Origin of the sequence: Halanaerobium saccharolyticum, from assembly GCF_003259895.1 — a bacterium.
Classification (GTDB): domain Bacteria; phylum Bacillota; class Halanaerobiia; order Halanaerobiales; family Halanaerobiaceae; genus Halanaerobium; species Halanaerobium saccharolyticum_A.
In genome coordinates this window covers 35,193-55,746 of sequence record NZ_QLME01000007.1, presented here as the reverse complement: position 1 = coordinate 55,746, position 20,554 = coordinate 35,193, and the positions used below count along the sequence as shown (strand labels likewise).

Here is a 20,554-nt window from a genome sequence, read left to right as displayed (position 1 = left end):
ATTAGCCTCCCAGGATTAAACTGGGAGGCTTCAAATTATAGGGGAGTTAATGCTTCTAGCTTCTCAATTCTTAGAAGAAGTTTTTTCTCCAATGATTAATTAATATTTTATTTTTAAAAATACTAACTTTTTAATATCTAATTTAAATTATTAAATTAGAGTAAATGCTATTAAAAGGTTGTTAGATATTTATCTAATTCCCATTGACTAACCTGAGTCCTGTAATCATCCCATTCTACTTTTTTAGCTGCAACAAAGTGTTCTAAAACATGTTCACCTAAAACATCTGTGATGACTTCGTCCTCTAAAAGCAATTTAACGGCGTCATTGATATTAGCAGGTAGACTTTCAATATCAAGTTCTGCTTTTCTATCAGCTGACATTTCATAAATATTTTCTAATACTTCTGCAGGTGGTTCGATTTCATTTTTAATTCCATCCAGACCTGCCTTGAGCATTACTGCAATTGCCAGATACGGGTTAGCGGTTGGATCAGGATTTCTTAATTCCAATCTTGTACCGGCACCACGGGCAGCTGGAATTCTAATTAAGGCACTTCTGTTGGCACTTGACCAGGCTAAATAAACAGGAGCTTCATAACCGGGTACCAGTCGTTTATAGGAATTAACAGAAGGGTTAGTAATTGCTGTAATTGCCTGTGCATGTTTTAGTAAGCCGCCGATATAGTGATAAGCAGTTTTACTTAAACCAAGGCGATCATTTTCATCATAAAATGCATTTTCTCCATCTTTATATAGTGACTGGTGGACATGCATTCCAGAACCGTTTTCACCAAAAATTGGTTTAGGCATAAATGTTGCATGCAGCCCATGTTCGTGAGCAATTGATTTGGTCACAAATTTAAAAGTAGCTATATTATCAGCTGTTTTTAAAGCTGGGGCATATTTAAAGTCAATTTCATGTTGTCCTGGAGCTACCTCGTGGTGGGAAGCTTCTACTTCAAAATCCATTTCTTCTAAGGCCAGAACAATACTCCGGCGAGCGTTAATTCCTTTATCAATTGGACCTAAATCAAAATAGCCACCTTCATCATGAGTTTTAGTTGTAGCATCACCATTTTCATCTAACTGAAAAAGGAAAAATTCGGGTTCAGGACCAACATTCATATCATAACCCATTTCTTCAGCCTCTTTTAAAGCTTCTTTTAATACATTACGGGGCCCACCAGAGAAAGGAGTTCCATCAGGCATATAAACATCACAGATCAAGCGGGCAACTGCTCCACCTTCTTCTGGACGCCAGGGAAAAATAGTAAATGTATCATAATCGGGTCTTAAATACATATCTGATTCCTGAATCCTGGTAAAACCATCAATTGAAGATCCATCAAACATAATCTTGTTATCCAGGGCATCTTCCAGCTGTTTGGCTGTAATTGCAACATTTTTAACTATTCCCAGAATATCAGTGAACTGCATTCTGATAAACTTAACATTCTTTTCTTCGGCCATCTTCAAAATATCTGCTTTGCTGTACTTTGACATCATAAATCACTCTCCTAATAATTTTTCATTTTCAAGTTCTGATTTCAGTATAGTGTCTTTTCTGAGTTTCGTCAATAGAGCTTTATATTACAAAATAAAGCCTATGGGCCCTGTTATTTCAATGATTAGTTATATAATTAAATAAAAATAGTGTATTTTAAATACCTGTATACAGATATAATAGACTATTAATCTGTTTTTTTGTAATATAATAATTAATAATAGGGTGATAAATTTTAAAAAATAGAGCTTCTATTTGACACTCTGGAGATAGATGGCATATAATTGCCTTAAATTGAACTCAGTCAATAATTTTTTAGGAGTGATAAATTATGAAAATAAAAATAGCTCAATTAAATCCAATAATTGGTGATATTGAAGGGAACTTAAATAAGCTGCAGCAGACTGTTTCTAAGTTGGAAAATGGGACAGATTTAGTAATTTTTTCTGAACTGTTTTTAACAGGATATCCTCCTCGTGATTTGCTGGTGAAACCCTGGTTTATTAAAAAAATTAAATCAGCGCTGGCAGAGATTAAAAAGATGTCCCGGAAAGTAGAGGCTGGAATTTTGCTGGGGACACCAATGCCTACTACTAAAAAATATGGTAGAGGTTTATATAATTCTGCAGTTTTAATTTATCAGGGGGAGATCATTTATTGTCAAAACAAATCACTTTTACCGACCTATGATGTTTTTGATGAAGCGCGTTATTTTGACTCTGCCGAAAAAATTGGGATTGTTAATTTTAAAGGGAAAACCCTGGGTATTTCAATTTGTGAGGATATGTGGAATGTAGAAGAACGCTGGCAGCAGAACAGATATGCTCGTAATCCAATTGAGGAACTGGCAGCAATGGAAGCTGAGGTTTTAATCAATATTTCTGCCTCCCCATTTAGTATTGGCAAAGATAAAACAAGATACAAGATAATAAAAAATCATGTTCAAAATTATAATTTACCTTTTATAATGGTCAATCAGGTTGGTAGTAATGATGAGTTAATTTTTGACGGCAGCAGTCTGGTAGTTGACAAGGCTGGAGAAATAATTGCGGAGTTAGCTTCTTTTTCTGAAGATATTAAGACTGTGGACTTAAAAAAAGAAAGCAGTAAAGAATATAAGTTCCTGCCAGAAATTAAGGGACTTTATCAGGCTCTGGTGCTTGGAATTAGAGATTACCTTGATAAATGCGGATTTAAAAAGGCAGTAATTGGTCTTTCTGGAGGAATTGACTCTTCAGTTAGCTGCTGTCTGGCAAAAGAAGCTCTGGGGAAAGAGAATGTACTGGCTGTTACTATGCCCGGTCCATATTCTTCTGCTGGCAGTGTTGAAGATTCAAAAGAATTAGCTAAGAATCTGGGGATTGAATTAAAAGAAATATCTATTTCCAAGATTAATAATTCATATCTGAGTGTGTTAAAAGATGACTTTCAGGGTACAGAAGCTGGAGTCGCAGAAGAAAATATTCAGGCCAGGATTAGAGGCGATATCCTGATGGCTTTTTCTAACAAATTTGGACATCTTGTTCTCAGTCCTGGAAACAAAAGTGAGCTGGCAGTTGGTTACTGTACTTTATATGGAGATATGAGTGGTGGTTTAAGCATTATTTCTGATGTTCCTAAAACAATGGTTTATCAGCTGGCAGAATATATCAACAGCAGAGGAGAAATAATACCTGCCAGTATTATCAATAAAGCTCCTTCAGCAGAACTGCGGCCTGAACAAAAAGATGAAGATAGTCTGCCTCCATACGAAATTTTAGATCAAATACTTTATTATTATATTGAAGAAGGTTACTCTGCTTCCGAAATAATAGAATCAGGTTTTGATTCGCAAACAGTAAAAGAAGTTATTCGACTGGTGGATGGAAATGAGTATAAAAGACGTCAGGCAGCCCCCGGTCTTAAAGTTACTTCTAAAGCATTTGGGATGGGGAGAAGAATGCCAATTGCTGCAAAATTCAACTCTGACTGAATTCATAAAAGCTAATTTTACTGCTGGTAATTTAGTCTTTTAAGAGTTTGGCTTAAAATGATCAGCTGGATTGTGTTATATTGCTAGATTCTTGACAATTTTCAAAAAATAATATATAATATAAAAAATAAATAAAATAAAAGTTATGAGAGGGAGTAAGATATTTTTAATCGATTACAGAGAATCGGATCAGCTGAGAACCGAGATCTAAAAAATATTTTTGTAGCCCTTAAACTGCGGTTCTGAATTAAAATAGGTACTGCCGGCATAATAATTTAAAATGCATCCGTTATCAAGTGCAATGGTATTGATTTTTTAAAGAAATCAGTACTTTAAGAGGCTGTTTAAACAGCAAGTTGGGTGGTACCGCGTGAGAGAACTCTCGTCCTGATTAATAGTTTAGCTATTAGTTAAGATGAGAGTTTTTTTCTTTTTAAAGGCTAAACTTTATTGATGATTTTTAAGTAAGTGTCTACATTTATTTCATTTAAAAGGAGTGAGTAGGATGAGTAGGAATCAAAATAATGAAATAACAGGAGCTAAAATTTTTGTTAAATCACTGGAAGCAGAAGGTGTTGATACAGTATTTGGATATATAGGAGCTAAAGTTATTGATATTTATGATGAACTTTATGATTCGAAAATTAGACATATTATGCCCCATCATGAGCAGGGTGGAGTTCATGCTGCTGATGGTTATGCTCGTTCCAGTGGAAAGACCGGGGTTTGTATTGCAACTTCAGGACCGGGAGCAGCAAATATGGTAACTGCTCTGGCCACGGCAAGTATGGATTCAGTTCCCCTTGTTGCTTTTACCGGTCAGGTTCCAAATACTATGATTGGAACAGATGGTTTTCAGGAGGCTGATATAAAAGGAATTACAATGCCTATAACTAAAAACAATTATATTGTTAATGATATTGAAGATCTCTCCCGGATAATTAAAGAAGCGTTTCATATTGCTTCTACTGGGCGACCAGGACCGGTACTTGTTGATATTCCTTCAAATATTCTAAAGGATAAAGCTGAATTTTACTATCCGGAGCAGGTAGATCTACCTGGCTATAGTCCTACCTATCAGGCTAATAAACTGCAGCTAAAAAGGGCAGCTGAATTAATTAATCAGGCTAATAAACCGGTAATTTATGCAGGGGGAGGCACCATAATTTCGGGTGCAGATCAGGAAATTTATGAGCTGGCTCAGAAAGCAGAGATTCCTGTAACTACCACCTTAAATGGAATTGGTATTTTTGATGAAAATAACTATCTTTCCCTGGGGATGCTGGGGATGCACGGGACTACAGAGGCCAATCTGGCAATCACAAATTCTGATTTGATAATTGCTCTGGGAGCCCGTTTTGATGACAGAGTGACCGGAAAAATTGAGGAATTTGCAGTTGAAGCTGAGGTAATTCATATTGATATAGATCCGGCAGAGATTGGAAAAATTGTAGAGACTAAAGTCCCAATTACCGCCGATGTTAAACTAGCTTTAAAAGAACTGCTGCCAAAAATAAAAGAAGTTAAACGTCCGGCCTGGATTAAAAAGATCAAAGAATGGAAAAATATTGATCAATCGGCTGATCCCGAAAAGGCAGATAAATTACTGCCGTCCGAGATTATTGAAAATCTATATGAACTAACTGCAGGAAAAGCGATAATTACAGCTGGAGTAGGACAGCATCAGATGTGGGCAGCTCAATATTATAAGTATTCAAAACCGAGAACATTTATTAGCTCCGGTGGTCTGGGGACGATGGGTTATGGATTTCCTGCTGCGATTGGTGCTAAACTGGCAAATCCTGATCGAGATGTCTTTGCCCTGGTTGGTGATGGTAGTTTTCAGATGAATATTCAGGAACTTGCAACTGCAGCAAAAAATCATATTTCAGTTAAAATAATACTTTTTAATAATCAATATCTGGGAATGGTGCGCCAGTGGCAGGAATTATTTTATGATAAGCGATATTCTGCTACCTGCCTCCGCCGTCAGAGTGACTGCCCTCCCCATTGTTCAGCTCCAAATGATGATTGTCCGGAGATGATTCCTGATTTTATTCAGGTTGCAAAAGGTTATGGGATTAAGGGAGAGACAGTAACAGAGCGCAGCGAGATTAAAACTGCTCTCAAGAATGCAATTCAGGCAGAGGGAAGTTATCTGCTCAATTTTATGATTGAGGAAGAAGAAAATGTATTTCCTATGGTTTCGGCAGGTGGCAGTCTGGAAGAAATGATTTTGAGAAAAGATAATAAAAAATAAACTGGGAGGTAAAATTAAATGCCGGATATGCTGGTTAAATTATATGATTTACCTGATTGGCAGCAAAAAGAAAGTGAATTAGAGGAAAAAGGAATTAAAATTAAACGAGCGATTCCTCCAGAAAAAGCAAGAGTTTTAGACTGGATTGAAAAGCATTTTGAAAGAGCCTGGAGTTCTGAGGCAGATGTTGCTTTTGCAAAATCTCCTTTAACTATCTTTATTGCTTATCAGGAAGATAAAATTTTAGGTTTTGCCTGTTATGATACAACTGCTAAAGGTTTTTTTGGTCCAACTGGAGTCTGTAAAGAAGCCAGGGGTAATGGTCTTGGTACGGTTTTATTACTCAGATCATTGGCAGCTCTAAGAGAAAGTGGTTATGCCTATGCTTTTATTGGTGGAGCTGGCCCTGTCGAGTATTATAAAAAAGTTTGTAAGGCTCAGGTGATTGAAGATAGTGAAGATAGTATCTATCAGGATATGTTAACCTAAACCAGCTGTTTTAAACTTCTAAATCCTTTATCACAAAAACTTCAAAAAATAATTCTCTTATAATATTGCATCACTGCTAAAAAAAGCATAATATTAAAGTAGAGAATAAAAGATGATTTTGCTGGAGGATGATGAAGTTGAAATATTTTAGTGATTTAAGCAAAAAGGAAAAATCAATATTTTTCTTGCTGCTTTTAGGATTTTTGTTAAAATACAATTACTTTTACTGGTATATATTTCAAACTATTTCAATATATACATTATTAATTAAAAATATAGTGGTTATTTTAATTTTTCTGCTCAGTTTAAACTTGTTATTGAAAAGCAAAAAAAAATTATATCAAGTTTTTTTCTTCTACTTAATATTTACAACATTCTTTTTTGCTAATTACTGGTATAATAGGTATTTTGGTAATTATTTAAGTATTGCAGATATGACAATGGGCCAGGGGATACGACCATTTAAAGTTTTATTTAGACAGCTTATTGGCTGGATTGATCTGCTTTTTATTTTTGAATTGCCAGTTTTAGTTTATTTGATATTTTTTAACGGTGATTTTAGTAAAGAAACAAAGTCTATTTCTAATAATCGGAATTACAGAAAAAAAGTTTTAATTATACTGCTTTTGATAATTGTACTGTTGGGAGCACATATTTATCATATAAGTAATCTTTATGCAGTTAATGGTTTTCTTAAATTATACGAGCACAGCACTCCTGCTTTTGTAAGTGTTTATGGGATAATACCACTTTATATAGCCGAATTTATTAGTATGCAGACCAAAGAACCAGAAAACATTAAACAGGCCAGTGAAGAAGAAATTGTTGGAGAAGAAGAGTTGAGTCAGGAATATGAGATAGAAAATATAAAAAATATTATTGTGATTCAGCTGGAATCATTTGATGAAAAAATAATCGATTTTCAGCATAATGGTCAGCCGGTTACTCCATTCTTAAACAAAATAAAACAACATTCGCTTTATTTTGATAATATATATGCCCAGCATGTTAACGGTAGTTTTGATGCTGAATTTTCATTTTTAACTTCTTTATATCCTATAAATAAAAATTATGTATTTAAAACAAATGACATGACAGAGTTTAATTCTTTAGTAAAAGTATTAAAGAAGAGAGATTATCAAATTCTGGCTTTTCACGGAAATGATGGCGACTTCTTTTATAGAAATAAAGGGTATTCAGAAATGGGATTTGATCACTTTTATTCCAGAGAAGATTTTAGTATAGAAAATGCTGAGATTGGTAAAGAAAGCTATCTGGGTATCAATGATTATGATTTTTTTGATCAGTCATTTCAATATTTGGAGCAGAGTGAAGAACCATTTTTTGCTTTTTATATTACAGTGACCAGCCATACTCCTTTTGATTTTTATCCAGAAGAATATGGACAGGAAGAATTTTCTGATTTAAATCCGACAATTGTAAAAGATTATTTAAATTCTGTTTACTTTACAGATCAGTCTCTAAAAAACTTTTTTGCTGGTCTAAAAGAAAGAGGATTATATGAGGATACCCTCTTTGTATTTTATGCAGATCATAGTTCTGATATAAAAAAAGAAAGTTATAACTCTGGTAATAACTTTTATATGAAAGGCAATACAAATACAAAAGAGCCTGAAAATATTACTATGATGCTTTTTCATCCGGAACTTGAAGCAGAGACTATTCACAAAACTGGAACTCATGCTGATATTGCAACAACAATCCTGGATATAATGGGAGACAGGGAAAAACCGGAAGGTTTTTTAGGAGTATCACTCTTAAAAGAAACAGAAAATCCGGTTCTCTTTTTGCATGAGATACCTCAAATTCTTTATCATAATAATTTGTTTTTGCGAATGCCTAAAGGGCCAGAAAAAGAAAGTGAATTTAGGCGGGTTGCTTTAAAAAATGAAAATACGGAAGAAGTTTCTTTACCAGAGACAGAAAAAGAAAGAATGCTTAATGTAATTAACTATATGCAGGAGATTATGAAAAAGAATATTTCTGAAGAAGAAAATTAATGAAAAGGGAGGCCACAGGATGAAAAAATTTTTGAAAAAAGCCTCAATCTACATTTTAATAATGGTTTTAGCTGCAGCAATAATTTTTAGTCTGAATTATTATTATGGGCAGAGAATATCTGAGGATATTGAGGCTGAAATTGCTGAAATGGCAGAAAATAATAATTATCAGCTTCGTTTTGTTGAGGTTGAAACAAATCCTTTATTACAGGAAATGAGTCTGCAAAATTTAAATTTAGTCAGAGCTGATAGTTTTAACCTAATAGTTAATCTGGCAGAAATAAATCTTAGCTGGCAGCAAATTTTAAATTATATTCGTCAGCAGAACTTTCAGCTGGATAAGAACTTTGTCAGTACAGTAGAACAGATAAATTATTCTAATTTACAGGACAATTATCAGCTGAATTTAACTGATACCGAAATTAATTATCAGGGAAATCTTCCTGGAGAAGTTCTTTCAGAGATAAACTCAGTTGATGACTTACATCTTTTACTGGAAGATAATCATAATTTAGTTTTAAAGGCTGCTGAAGTAAAATATGATTTTCCTTATTATCGAAGTTATGGTTTGAATAATAAAAATTGGAATCGATTATCTACTTTCAATAATTTTATTATGAGAGCAAATTATAATCAGAAAAACCAACAATTAAATATTGAAGAATTTAATTTAAGTGGTGATCTTTTAAAGGTTATTTTTAATTTAGAATCAGGTTTAAATTATAATCAGCAAAATGAAAAAATATCATTTACCCAGCTGCAGGGAGATTATGATTTTCTTTTGGCTGCTGAGGAGCTTGAGTTTGAAGCTAATTCTTATTTTCAAAAACTCAACTTTAATCAGTTTGACTTCAAGGGTAGTCTTGATTTAGTAAGAAAAGAGGAGGCTTTTCAGGCCAACCAGCTTGATTTTAATTTAAATCTCAGCAGTTTTGAGCTTTTACTGGCAGAAACTTTAAGCCAGCAGTTAAATCAAAATACTTTTGGTATTCTGGCGGCAGATAGTAACTTTGAGCTATCAATTGATAATTTTAGTTATCAGCAGGATTACAGTTATCCCAGTGGTAACAGTCAGTCAAGTCTTGATTCTTCTTTAGTTAGAGCTGAACTTGAAGCAGAATATAATTATAGTGAGGAAATACCATATATCAGTACTGGTACTTTAAGATATCAGCCCCAGACCGCTACTGCAGAACAATTTAATTCATTTTTGCAGCTTGTTTTAAATCAAAGATTAAGACAGGATGAGCAGGGATATTACGAACTTGAATTCTGGGGAGACATTGATGATTTGAATTTTGAATAAATCAGATTTTATTTGAAAATAGAGGAAGCTTAAAGCTTAAAGATTAATTTTGATAAAAATAACTTTACAAGTTTGATTTAAGATGCTAAAATATAAATAGAAAATTTAATAAAACTAACGAGGATGGGTGCAATTCCCTACCGGTGGTAATAGTCCACAAGTCCATTTTGGATTGATCTGATGAAATGCAGAACCGACAGTAAAGTCTGGAAGGGAGTTAGGTTATATATTTATTAATCTAATTTGTTTTGTTGTTATTTTTTAACTACAAAATAATTTGATTAGTGAGATATATTATAATCTTTAATTATTAAAGTCCTTCCAATTTTGGAGGGACTTTTTCTTTTTCCATATATTTTTAAATAAATTTAAAAGCAAAGATTACTACTAATAATATTCTTAATTAATAAAATTAAAACACTGGGGAGGCAAAAGATGGAGAATTTTACTATGGCTGATCAAAAATTTATGGCAAGAGCTTTGTATCTAGCTCAGCAGGGTGAGGGTAGAACTTCTCCCAATCCAATGGTTGGAGCAGTTGTTGTCAAAGATGGAGAAATTATTGGCGAGGGATATCATCAGCAATATGGGGGACCACATGCAGAAGTATTTGCGCTGGAGGAAGCAGGAAAAGAGGGCCCTGGTGCAGATATCTATATAACTTTAGAACCCTGCAGTCATTATGGTAAAACACCTCCCTGTGCTCAAAAATTAATTGATTCCGGAATTAAACGAGCTGTAGTGGCAATGGTTGATCCTAATCCTGAAGTAGCTGGAAGAGGAATTGAAATGCTTAGAGAAGCTGGGATAAAGGTTGAAATAGGACTTTTTAAAGAAGAAGCACAGGCTTTAAATGAGATATTTCTGAAATATATTGAGAGCGATTATCCTTTTATTTATTTAAAGAAAGCTCAAACTCTTGATGGTTATATTGCCAGCAAAAGTGGTGATTCTAAATGGATTACCAATACTGCAGCCAGACTGGAAGGTCATAAACTTCGTCACCGGGTTGATGCAATCATGGTTGGAATTGGAACTGTTCTGGCTGACGATCCATCTTTAACAGCCAGACTGGAAGAAAAAGAGGGGATTGATCCTCTGCGTATTATTCTGGATCCTTTACTGGAAATTCCGCTGGATGCAAAAATAATAAATCAGGATTCTAAAGCCAATACTCTGATTATTACTTCCATTGATTTTCCTCCTGCAGCTGCAGCAGCTTCTTTGAAGAAAAAAGAAAAGTTATTAAAAAAAGAAAAGGTAGAAATTATGAGTTGTGACAGCGGCAGTGATAATTATTTTGAGATAAATAAAATACTAAAAAAACTACACAATAAGAATATAAGCAGTATATTAATAGAAGGAGGAGCAAAATTAAGTCATACTTTTTTAAAAGAAGATTTAATTGACAAATTTTATTATTTTATTGCGCCTAAAATTTATGGAGGTAGTGATGGAATAGCCTCTTTTTGTGGTAGTGGACCGGAATTAATGTCAGATTCAGTTGACTTAAGAATAATTGAACAGAAAAATCTTGGCGATAATATATTATTAATTGCGGAGCCTGAACGAAATTAATAAGGTCATAATACTTTTTTAGATTTGTTATTTTAACCTGGGGGTGGAAAATTTGTTTACCGGTATAATTCAGGAAAAAGGGAAATTTTTAAGAAAATATAAAGGCAGCAGCAAATATCAGCTGGAAATTCGGGCAGAAAAAGTTTTATCCAGTCTAAAAAAAGGAGACAGCATTGCAGTTAATGGGATCTGTTTGACTGTAGTTGATTTTGGCAGTGATTATTTTAGAGCAGATGTGATGCCGGAGACACTTAAGGCAACCAATTTAGGTGGACTGCATCAGGGTTCAGTTGTAAATTTAGAGCAGTCATTAAGACCTGATGATTTTATAGGTGGTCATTTTGTTACCGGACATGTTGACGACACAGCTGTAGTAAAGACAATTAAAAGTGAAGATAATGCCCGGCTTATTGAGCTGGAAGTAGATCAGGAAACAGAAAAATTTATTGTGTATAAGGGTTCTATTGCTTTAAATGGAGTCAGCTTGACTGTAATGGGGATTGATAATAATATTTTAAAAGTATCACTGATTCCAGAAAGTTGGTCCGAAACAAATTTATCAATGCTGGCTGCAGGTGACAGAGTTAATATCGAAACTGATATGCTTGGTAAATATGTTTATAAAATGCTGGCAAATATTAAGGGGACAAAGCAGTCAAAATCTGAGATGTCAAAAAACTTTTTAGCAGAAAACGGATTTATTTAAAAATTAATTCAAATACAGAAAGCAAAAAAATTAAAATATTATTTTTTATCCGAAAGGAGAATTGAGATGGATAAAATAGAAGCTGCAATAGAAGATATTAAAGCGGGAAAAATGGTAGTGGTAGTTGATGATGAGGATCGGGAAAATGAGGGTGACCTGTTAATGGCTGCCGAAAAAGTGGATCAGGAATCTATAAACTTTATGATTAAAGAAGCAAGAGGTCTGGTCTGTACTCCCCTGGAAGAAGAAGTTATTAAAAATCTTAATTTACCAATGATGGTAGATAAAAACACTGAAACTCATGGGACTGCCTTTACTGTCTCAGTTGATCATCAGAATGTAACAACTGGTATTTCAGCTCAGGAGAGAGCCCTTACTATCCAGAAATTAGTTGATTTAGACTCGAAGGCGGAAGATTTTATGCGTCCCGGTCATGTTTTTCCTCTAGTTGCAAAAAAAGGAGGGGTTTTAAGAAGAGCTGGTCATACTGAGGCAGCAGTTGATTTAGCCAGACTGGCAGGACTAAAACCAGCAGGGGTAATCTGCGAGATTATTAAAGAAGATGGAGAAATGGGGCGCTTACCTTATCTTGAAGAATTTGCCAGCAAACATGATTTAAAACTAATTTCAATTGAAGACTTAATTAAATACAGAAAAGAAAAGGATAAACTGATCAATCTGGCTGCTGAGGCCCAATTACCAACTGAATTTGGTGATTTTAAAATTAAGGTTTATACAACTAAAGTCGATGATAAAGAACATATTGCTATTATAAAAGGTGATATAAAAAATAAAGATGATGTGCTGGTTCGGGTACATTCCCAGTGTATAACTGGTGATATATTTGGCTCTAAACGCTGTGACTGTGGAGAACAGCTGGCAGCAGCTCTCCAGCTAATTGAAGATGCAGGTAAAGGAGTTGTTCTCTACATGCGGCAGGAAGGCCGGGGTATTGGACTTGTCAATAAAATTAAAGCCTATCAACTGCAGGATCAGGGAATGGATACTGTAGAAGCAAATGTCGCTTTAGGGTTTGACCCTGATTTAAGAAATTATGGAATTGGAGCTCAGATACTTTCGGATCTTGGTCTTTCAACTATCCGCCTGCTGACGAATAACCCAACTAAAATTGTTGGCCTTGAAGGTTATGGACTCAAAGTAAGTGAGAGAGTGCCCTTAGAAATTGATCCTAACAAAGAGAATGAATTTTATCTTAAAGTAAAAAAAGATAAAATGGGCCACCTTCTAGATTTATAGCTACCGATTTATAAGTACCAGGTACCGAAAACGATTTCTGGTACCTGGTACAAAAGAAATTAATCACATAAAAAGGAGAATGATAAAAAATGAAAACTATTGAAGGAAAACTAAATGCACAGGGAATAAAGACTGCAATAATTGTTGGACGTTTTAATGAATTTATTTCCGGGAAACTGCTTGAAGGAGCAGTAGATGCCCTAAAAAGGCATGGAATGGATGAAGCTAATATTGATGTAGTCTGGGTGCCGGGAGCATTTGAGATTCCGCTAACTGCAAAAAAGCTGGCAGATAAAGAAGAATATGATGGTATTATAGCGCTGGGAGCAGTAATTAGAGGTGAAACTCCACACTTTGATTATGTTTCAGCAGAGGTTTCAAAAGGAGTTGCTAAAGCGGGTCTGGATACTGAAAAGCCTGTAATTTTTGGAGTGTTGACAACTGATACAATTGAGCAGGCAATTTCCAGAGCCGGAACGAAATCAGGAAATAAAGGTTATGATGCTGCAGTTTCGCTGATTGAAATGGTAAGTCTTTTCAAAGAAATTGGCTAAAATAATTATTTAGTTATGTAGATTATTAATTGAAGTAATAAATCTGATATAATTAACTAAGCGGTAGTTTTTATAGAAGCAAGTTAAGGATATTACTCTGCTGGGGTAATATCCTTTTTTAAATTATCCAAAAAAATTATAAAATCCTCTTGACTTATCAAGAATAATTACTTATAATATTAATAGTAATAATTATCAATTAGATTTTTTATAGTATCAAAAATTAAGAGGAGGAATACATAATGGATTTAAAATTTGATCATGAAGTTGAATTAGGACTTACTGAAGGTACAGAGGTTGAAGATTCAGTCAAGATGAATTTTGAGGGTGAAACAGAGGAAGCAGGACTTTATCTGGCTATGGCTCGTCAGGCACAGAGAGAAGGTTATGCAGAAGTTGCAGAAGTGCTGAAAAGAATTGCCTGGGAAGAAGCAGAGCATGCCTCTCACTTTGCTGAATTAAATGGAATGATTTCTGAGAGTACTAAAGAAAATATCGAAGAAATGCTTAAAGGCGAACAGGGTGCCAATAAAGGTAAAAAAGGTGCTGCAGATAAAGCAGAAGAGTTGGGACTTGAAGCAGCTGCCTCATATTTTAATGAGTCGTCTCGAGATGAAGCCCGTCATGCTCAAATGCTTCAGGGTATTTTAGATAGATACTTTGCCTAAAATATTCAATATTAAACAATTAGATATTTAGATTTTTTAAATCCCTTTAGAAAATAGGTTTTAAGTAAATCCCTTTCTGAGGGGATTTTTTTATTTTAAAAAGTACATTTACCCTAAATGATATTGATTTAAGCTTCAGGATTAGATATACTATAAAGTGAATGATATTACTTTTAAAGGCAGGTTATAAGATGACTAAAAAATCGATGAGTGCTTTTTTGAAAAATGAAATAAAAAATATAAAAATCAGAGATTGTAAAAATAACAAATTATTTAGTTTTTTAATTAGCATTTATCTTCTTTTTGCAATTTCTTTGATACTCAGTAACTCTTTAAAATTATTTACTCTTGGCCCTTCGGCTGATAGTGTGAGGGGAATTCTGGCTCAGTTTCAGATAATTATACTTTTTTATTTGACTTTGAATTTTGGTGTAAAAGGATTCACTGCTGCTCTGATTTTGAATATTTTTTCTTTTTCTTCAATAGCAGCAAATATGATTATTGAAAAAACAATCTTATATCTGCCTGGTGTGATAGCTTATACTACTGTTTTAATTATTATGTATTTTATTTATAATTATCAGCAGGAAATAAATTTAAAGGTTGAAGAACTAACTAAAGAAAAGAAAAAATTAAAATATATGGCTTATTATGATAACTTAACTGAGATTGCTAATAGAGAGATGATAATTGAGAGGCTCGATTATCTTTCTTCAATGTCAGAATCGGAATCAATTAACTACAAACTAATATTTATTGATTTTAAAAATTTCAAAAAAATTAATGAGTCCTGGGGTTATGAGATTGGAGATTTTATATTACAGGAAATAGCTGCCAGATTACATAAGAATATTAATGAAAATGATCTGACGGGGCGGCTTGGTGGTGATGAATTTGCTGTAGTAGTACAGCGAGAGTTATCTCAAAAAGAATTAAAAAGATATATTAGAAAAATTAAAAGAGAGCTGGAAAAACCATATAAATATGAAAATAGAGAAATAATTTTGAGCAGCAATTTTGGGATTTCATCTTTTCCTGAAGATGGTAAAAACAGCAAGGAAATTATTAGAAGTGCAGATATAGCAATGTATAAAGCTAAAAATAGTATGGAAAATGAAATAGAATATTTTGCAAAAAATATGGAAAAGGATGTAGTTGCTGGTGTTCAGATGGAAGATTCTTTGAAAAAGGCAATTCAAAACGAAGAATTCCATCTTTTATTTCAGCCACAGTATAAAACTGATGGAAAAAAATTACGAGGTTTTGAGGCATTAATTAGATGGCATTCACCAGAACTGGGTACAATTAGTCCTGTTCGTTTTATACCTGTCGCTGAGCAGACAGGTTTGATTAAAAAAATTGGGAACTGGGTTATAAAAACAGCTATTTATAAATTTAAAAATATGAAAACTGACTTTAAAGATGAGCCGGTTTTATCGATAAATATTTCTGTTGTGCAGCTGACAGATCCTGATTTTGTTGATCAAGTTAAAGATATAATCACAAAAGAAAGAATAGATGGGTTTAAACTTGAATTTGAAATTACGGAATCTCTCTTTATTTCTGACCAGGAATATGTAATTGATGTTTTATATAAGCTGAAGGAGCTGGGAATCAGTATCGCCATGGATGATTTTGGAACTGGTTATGCTTCCTTAAGTTATTTACAGCACATCCCACTTGATGTTCTAAAAATTGATAAAGCCTTTATTGATCTAATTTCATACAAAGCTGATCATGAAAAAATGATGGTTCCGCCAATAATCGAAATGGCACATCAGTGGGGGATTAAGGTAGTTGCTGAAGGGGTCGAAACTGTAGAACAGCTTCATTATTTAGAAGATCATAACTGTGATTATCTGCAGGGCTTTCTTTTAAATAAACCTTTGAGTGAATTTCAAATAACAAGAGTTTTTTAACTGCAGGGAAAAATAAACTTTTCAGAATTTGTTGTATGAAAAAGATTTAACAATGCAGCAGGTTAAAAATGAAAAAATAAAATGGAGTGATTATAATGTCAAAAATAAAATGGGAAAAACTTCTTAGTGGGACCGATGTTAGAGGTAAGGCAATAGCGACTGAAGGAAAAGAAGCTAATTTGACAGATGAGGCTGCAGTAGGAATTGGATTTTCTTTTGTTAAGTGGCTTGAAGATAGTTTAAATAAAGAAAGTCAGGAAATTGAACTGGCAGTTGGTCATGATTCCAGGTTAAGTGCTGATAGACTTGAAGCTGCACTTGCCAGAGGAATGAAACTTGCCGGTGCCGATGTTTACAGTGCTGGTCTGGCTTCAACTCCAGCAATGTTTATGTCGACAGTCCTGGATGGGCATCAGTATGATGGAGCAATTATGATTACCGCCAGTCACCTCCCATATGATAAAAATGGTTTTAAATTTTTTATCCGCAGTGGTGGACTGGAAAAAGAAAATGTAATAGAAATCTTGAATATTGCAGCTGAGAAAGAAGATCAATTTTTTGAAAAAGAACTGCCAACAATTGACTCTTTAAATAAAATAGATTTAATTTCTGATTATGCAGAACATATAAAAGAAGTAATCCGAGAAAATTTAAGTTCAGATGTTGATCAGAAACAGCCACTGGCTGATTTTAAAATTATAGTTGATGCTGGTAATGGTTCGGGTGGGTTTTTTGTCGAAAAAATTCTGGAGGCTCTGGGTGCAGATACTAAAGGAAGTCAATTTTTAAGACCTGATGGTAATTTCCCCAATCACGCTCCTAATCCTGAAGATAAAGAAGCGATGCATTCGATTCAGAAAGCAGTTTTAGAAAATGAAGCTGATTTAGGAATTATTTTTGATACTGATGTTGATCGGGCAGCAGTGGTCGACAGCAGTGGTCAGGAAATAAATCGCAATAAATTAATTGCTCTGGCTGCAACAATTGTTTTAGAAAATAATCCCGGTGCAACTATTGTTACTGATTCTGTAACTTCGGTTGGGCTCAAGCAGTTTATTGAAGATAAATTAGGTGGAGTTCATCACCGCTTTAAAAGAGGTTATAAAAATGTAATAAATGAGGCTAAAAGACTGGAAACAGAAGGAGTTACTGCACCTCTGGCTATTGAAACTTCAGGTCATGCTGCTTTTAAAGAAAATTATTTTCTAGATGATGGAGCTTATCTGGTGGCCAAAGTTCTGATTAAGATGGCCAATTTAAAGGCAGCAGAAAACCGAAAAATTGGGGAACTAATTGCAGATTTAGAAGAAGCAAATATCAAAGAGGAATATAGGATGACAATCCAGTTGAATGAATTTAAGGAATACGGTCAGCAGATTTTAGCTGACTTAAAGAAATTTATTCAAGAAATTGATGAATGGGAGATTGCCCCTAAAAATTATCAGGGAGTACGGGTAAACTGTGGTGGTAATGACTGGTTTTTATTAAGAATGTCACTCCATGATCCGGTTGTTGTTTTAAATGTGGAATGTGATAAAAAAGAAAGTTTAGCTTTAATTTTAGAAAACATTAAAGATTTTTTAAGCAATTATAATAAACTGAAACTTGAGGCTTTAAATTAATTAGGAGGCTAATAATGAAATACAGATACCTTGGAAATTCTAATTTGAGAGTTTCTGCTGTTGGACTTGGAACCTGGGCTTATGGAAATGATACTTTCGGTCAGGTTGATGATCAGCAGTCAATTAGAGCGATTAGAGCAGCTGTTGATTCAGGAATAAATTTAATTGATACTGCTCCTGCCTATGGTGCCGGCCATGCAGAAGAAGTTGTGGGACAGGCAATAGAAGGAATACGAGATAAAGTTATTCTTGCTACAAAGTGTGGAACCCACAGGGATGGGCCAAAATATATTAGAGACTTAAGTCCTAAAAGAATCCGTAAAGAGTTGGAAGCCTCTCTGCAGAGATTAAATGTTGAGCAGGTTAATCTTTATCAGATTCACTGGCCGGATCCAGACACTCCTTTAGAAAAAAGTGTAGAAGCGCTGCTAAAATTAAAAAAAGAAGGTAAATTCAAATATCTTGGAGTCTGTAACTTTGAAATAGATATGTTGGACAAAATTTCCAGGATGACAGATATAATTTCTTTACAGCCTCAGTATTCTTTACTTAAGAGAGATATTGAAACTGAAATTTCAACTTATTTAATAGATAATAACCTGGGAGCATTGAGTTATGGAACCCTTGGTGGTGGTATTTTAAGTGCTAAATATAAAGAAAGACCTCAGTTTGATGATGAAAAAGATAAACGATCAGGGTTTTATCCATTTTTTAAAAAAGAAAACTGGCCTCAGACCCAGAGCCTGATCAGACTGCTGGAAGAAATTGCTAAAAAGCATAATCAATCACCTGCTCAGACAGCGATTAACTGGTCAATAAACCGTCCTGGAATAACAACGGCGCTGGTTGGGGCTAAAAATGAAAAACAAGCCCGAGAAAATGCTGCAGCAGCAGATTTTGAACTTACTGAAGCAGAGATGCTTGCTTTAACTCAAGAATCAGATAAAGTTATTAAAAATCTAAAAATATAATTATCTTGTTTAAAAATAATATTTGTTCTGTATTGTATTTCAATACTATATAAATGATTTTCTTTTAAAAGCAGTCCTTACGGGCTGTTTTTTTTGAGTTAACCGTCTTTTTAGTATATAATTAATGTATGCTTACAAATTAAATTTAAGCAATTTATTAAGGATGGTAATAATGAAAAAATTTGTTTTTTTATCTAATAGATACTACTTGTTGACTCTATTTTTGGTCATTATAATATTTTTTGTCTTTGTTTCCTACAATTATTACGAGAAAATTGATGAAGAAAATTTTTTTCTAAATAGAAGTTTAAATAGACTTAACTCTGAGGTTGATGTAATTTTAAATACTTATAATATTGCTGCAGATGCTGTATATAATAATGTTTTGAACAGTCCAAAACTAAAAAGAATATTTTATTATGGCTGGGTATTTGAGGATCGTCGTGATAACTACCGCCTGTATTTAAAATCTGAGATTGACTCATTATATCAGGATTTGAAAAAATACTATATTAGGCAGCTGCATTTTCATTTTAAGGATGGTACAAGTTTTTTAAGAATGCAGAACCCAGAAGTCTATGGTGATCAGCTTTTTGAAATTCGAGAAAGTGTGGAATATGTAAATACAGAACAAAAGAAATTTGTAGGTTTTGAAGAAGGTCGGATTATTGACGGTTACCGTTATATTTATCCTCTAAGTTATAATAATCAGCATATTGGTTCGGTGGAATTAAGTTTGTCTTTTCAGGCAGTAACTGAATTATTAAAGAGCAATTTTGGTGGTTCAAAAATCTTTATGATTAAAAATGAACTGATAGAGGAGATAACTTATTCTGAAGAACAGAATAATTATAAAGCTTCTTCTGTTTTTGAAAACTACAGTTATGACCAGGAAATTTATAATAGTTTACTGGAACCGGATAATGAGATCCCCCTGAATATCATTAAAAAAATAAATCGTGAAAACAAAAGGGAACTACTTACTCAAACCGAAGCCGAAAATTCTTTTATAGTTTCCAGTAGAATTGATGGGAATTATTATACAGGCAGCTTTATCAATATCAGGGGTATTAATGGGAACACTAAAGCTTATCTAATTAGCTATCAGCAGGATGAATCTCTTAACTTTATAAACCAAAAGTTTTTTACTACATTTAAAATATCATTTATCTTTTTAGTTCTAACTATTATTTTACTGACCATTATTTTTGCTAACAATAACAAATTGAGATTTCTGGCCCACAATGATCAACTGACTGGGGTAAGCAACCGGCGTGATTTAACCAATATACTGGAAAAAGAATATGAACGCAATCAGAGGTATAATAATACTTTTTCCTTTATAATTTTTGATATTGATCATTTTAAGATTATCAATGATAATTACGGTCATAATACAGGAGATAGAATTTTAAAGGAATTAAGTAATTTAGTAAATACTAATATTCGTAAAAGTGATTATTTTGGCCGCTGGGGTGGAGAAGAATTTGTAGTCATTGCTCCTGAAAATAATCTGAAGTCTGCTGAAAAATTGGCTGAAAAATTAAGAAGAGAGATAGATAAATATAATTTTATTAATGAAAGAAATGTAACTGCCAGTTTCGGAGTGGCAGAAATATCTGCAGATGAAAATATTGATAACTTGATAAAAAGGGCAGATGATGCACTGTATAGAGCTAAGCAGAATGGTAGAAATAGAGTGGAAGTTGATTAAAAAACCTGGGT

At 33.7% G+C, this 20,554-nt stretch carries 15 protein-coding genes, 1 riboswitch and 1 other annotated feature; of the genes, 14 read left to right on the top strand and 1 reads right to left on the bottom strand.

What is annotated here, in order from left to right; genetic code table 11:
* Positions 1-170 precede the first annotated feature (170 nt).
* Complete coding sequence (glnA, locus tag C7958_RS06480; protein WP_111571934.1) at positions 171-1,505, bottom strand: type I glutamate--ammonia ligase; 1,335 nt, start codon at positions 1,503-1,505, stop codon at positions 171-173.
* A 332-nt stretch (positions 1,506-1,837) separates the two neighbouring features.
* Between glnA and C7958_RS06475 the strand changes: the two genes are divergently transcribed.
* From C7958_RS06475 to C7958_RS06410, 14 genes are all read left to right on the top strand, one after another.
* Positions 1,838-3,478 (top strand): NAD+ synthase, encoded by a 1,641-nt coding sequence (locus C7958_RS06475; RefSeq protein WP_111571861.1) that lies wholly within the window; start codon positions 1,838-1,840, stop codon positions 3,476-3,478.
* 136 nt (positions 3,479-3,614) lie between these two features.
* Positions 3,615-3,871 (top strand) — a binding site (T-box leader).
* 112 nt (positions 3,872-3,983) lie between these two features.
* On the top strand, positions 3,984-5,738 hold the full coding sequence (ilvB, locus tag C7958_RS06470) for a biosynthetic-type acetolactate synthase large subunit (protein ID WP_111571860.1): 1,755 nt from the start codon (positions 3,984-3,986) through the stop codon (positions 5,736-5,738).
* Positions 5,739-5,756: 18 nt separating this feature from the next.
* Positions 5,757-6,227, top strand: coding sequence for a GNAT family N-acetyltransferase (locus tag C7958_RS06465; protein ID WP_111571859.1), 471 nt, complete (start codon positions 5,757-5,759; stop codon positions 6,225-6,227).
* Positions 6,228-6,364: 137 nt separating this feature from the next.
* Positions 6,365-8,248, top strand: a complete 1,884-nt coding sequence (locus C7958_RS06460; protein WP_111571858.1) for an LTA synthase family protein — start codon at positions 6,365-6,367, stop codon at positions 8,246-8,248.
* 19 nt (positions 8,249-8,267) lie between these two features.
* Positions 8,268-9,554, top strand: a complete 1,287-nt coding sequence (locus C7958_RS06455; RefSeq protein WP_111571857.1) for a hypothetical protein — start codon at positions 8,268-8,270, stop codon at positions 9,552-9,554.
* A gap of 109 nt (positions 9,555-9,663) precedes the next feature.
* Positions 9,664-9,780: riboswitch (FMN riboswitch) on the top strand.
* 209 nt (positions 9,781-9,989) lie between these two features.
* A complete protein-coding gene (gene ribD, locus C7958_RS06450) occupies positions 9,990-11,132 on the top strand; it encodes a bifunctional diaminohydroxyphosphoribosylaminopyrimidine deaminase/5-amino-6-(5-phosphoribosylamino)uracil reductase RibD (RefSeq protein WP_111571856.1) in 1,143 nt (380 codons plus the stop codon).
* Between the two features lie 52 nt (positions 11,133-11,184).
* Entirely contained in the window at positions 11,185-11,838 is a 654-nt protein-coding gene (ribE, locus tag C7958_RS06445) for a riboflavin synthase (RefSeq protein ID WP_111571855.1), read from the top strand.
* Between the two features lie 66 nt (positions 11,839-11,904).
* Complete coding sequence (locus C7958_RS06440) at positions 11,905-13,095, top strand: bifunctional 3,4-dihydroxy-2-butanone-4-phosphate synthase/GTP cyclohydrolase II (RefSeq protein WP_111571854.1); 1,191 nt, start codon at positions 11,905-11,907, stop codon at positions 13,093-13,095.
* Between the two features lie 89 nt (positions 13,096-13,184).
* Positions 13,185-13,649 carry a 6,7-dimethyl-8-ribityllumazine synthase gene (gene ribH, locus C7958_RS06435; protein WP_111571853.1) on the top strand — a complete coding sequence of 155 codons (465 nt, stop codon included), beginning with the start codon at positions 13,185-13,187 and terminating at the stop codon, positions 13,647-13,649.
* Positions 13,650-13,891: 242 nt separating this feature from the next.
* Positions 13,892-14,317, top strand: coding sequence for a ferritin-like domain-containing protein (locus C7958_RS06430; protein WP_111571852.1), 426 nt, complete (start codon positions 13,892-13,894; stop codon positions 14,315-14,317).
* A 191-nt stretch (positions 14,318-14,508) separates the two neighbouring features.
* Positions 14,509-16,236, top strand: a complete 1,728-nt coding sequence (locus C7958_RS06425) for a putative bifunctional diguanylate cyclase/phosphodiesterase (RefSeq protein ID WP_166668488.1) — start codon at positions 14,509-14,511, stop codon at positions 16,234-16,236.
* Between the two features lie 95 nt (positions 16,237-16,331).
* On the top strand, positions 16,332-17,858 hold the full coding sequence (locus tag C7958_RS06420; protein WP_111571850.1) for a phosphomannomutase/phosphoglucomutase: 1,527 nt from the start codon (positions 16,332-16,334) through the stop codon (positions 17,856-17,858).
* 14 nt (positions 17,859-17,872) lie between these two features.
* A complete protein-coding gene (locus C7958_RS06415) occupies positions 17,873-18,829 on the top strand; it encodes an aldo/keto reductase (RefSeq protein ID WP_111571849.1) in 957 nt (318 codons plus the stop codon).
* Between the two features lie 172 nt (positions 18,830-19,001).
* Entirely contained in the window at positions 19,002-20,543 is a 1,542-nt protein-coding gene (locus tag C7958_RS06410) for a sensor domain-containing diguanylate cyclase (RefSeq protein WP_166668487.1), read from the top strand.
* Positions 20,544-20,554: the final 11 nt, after the last annotated feature.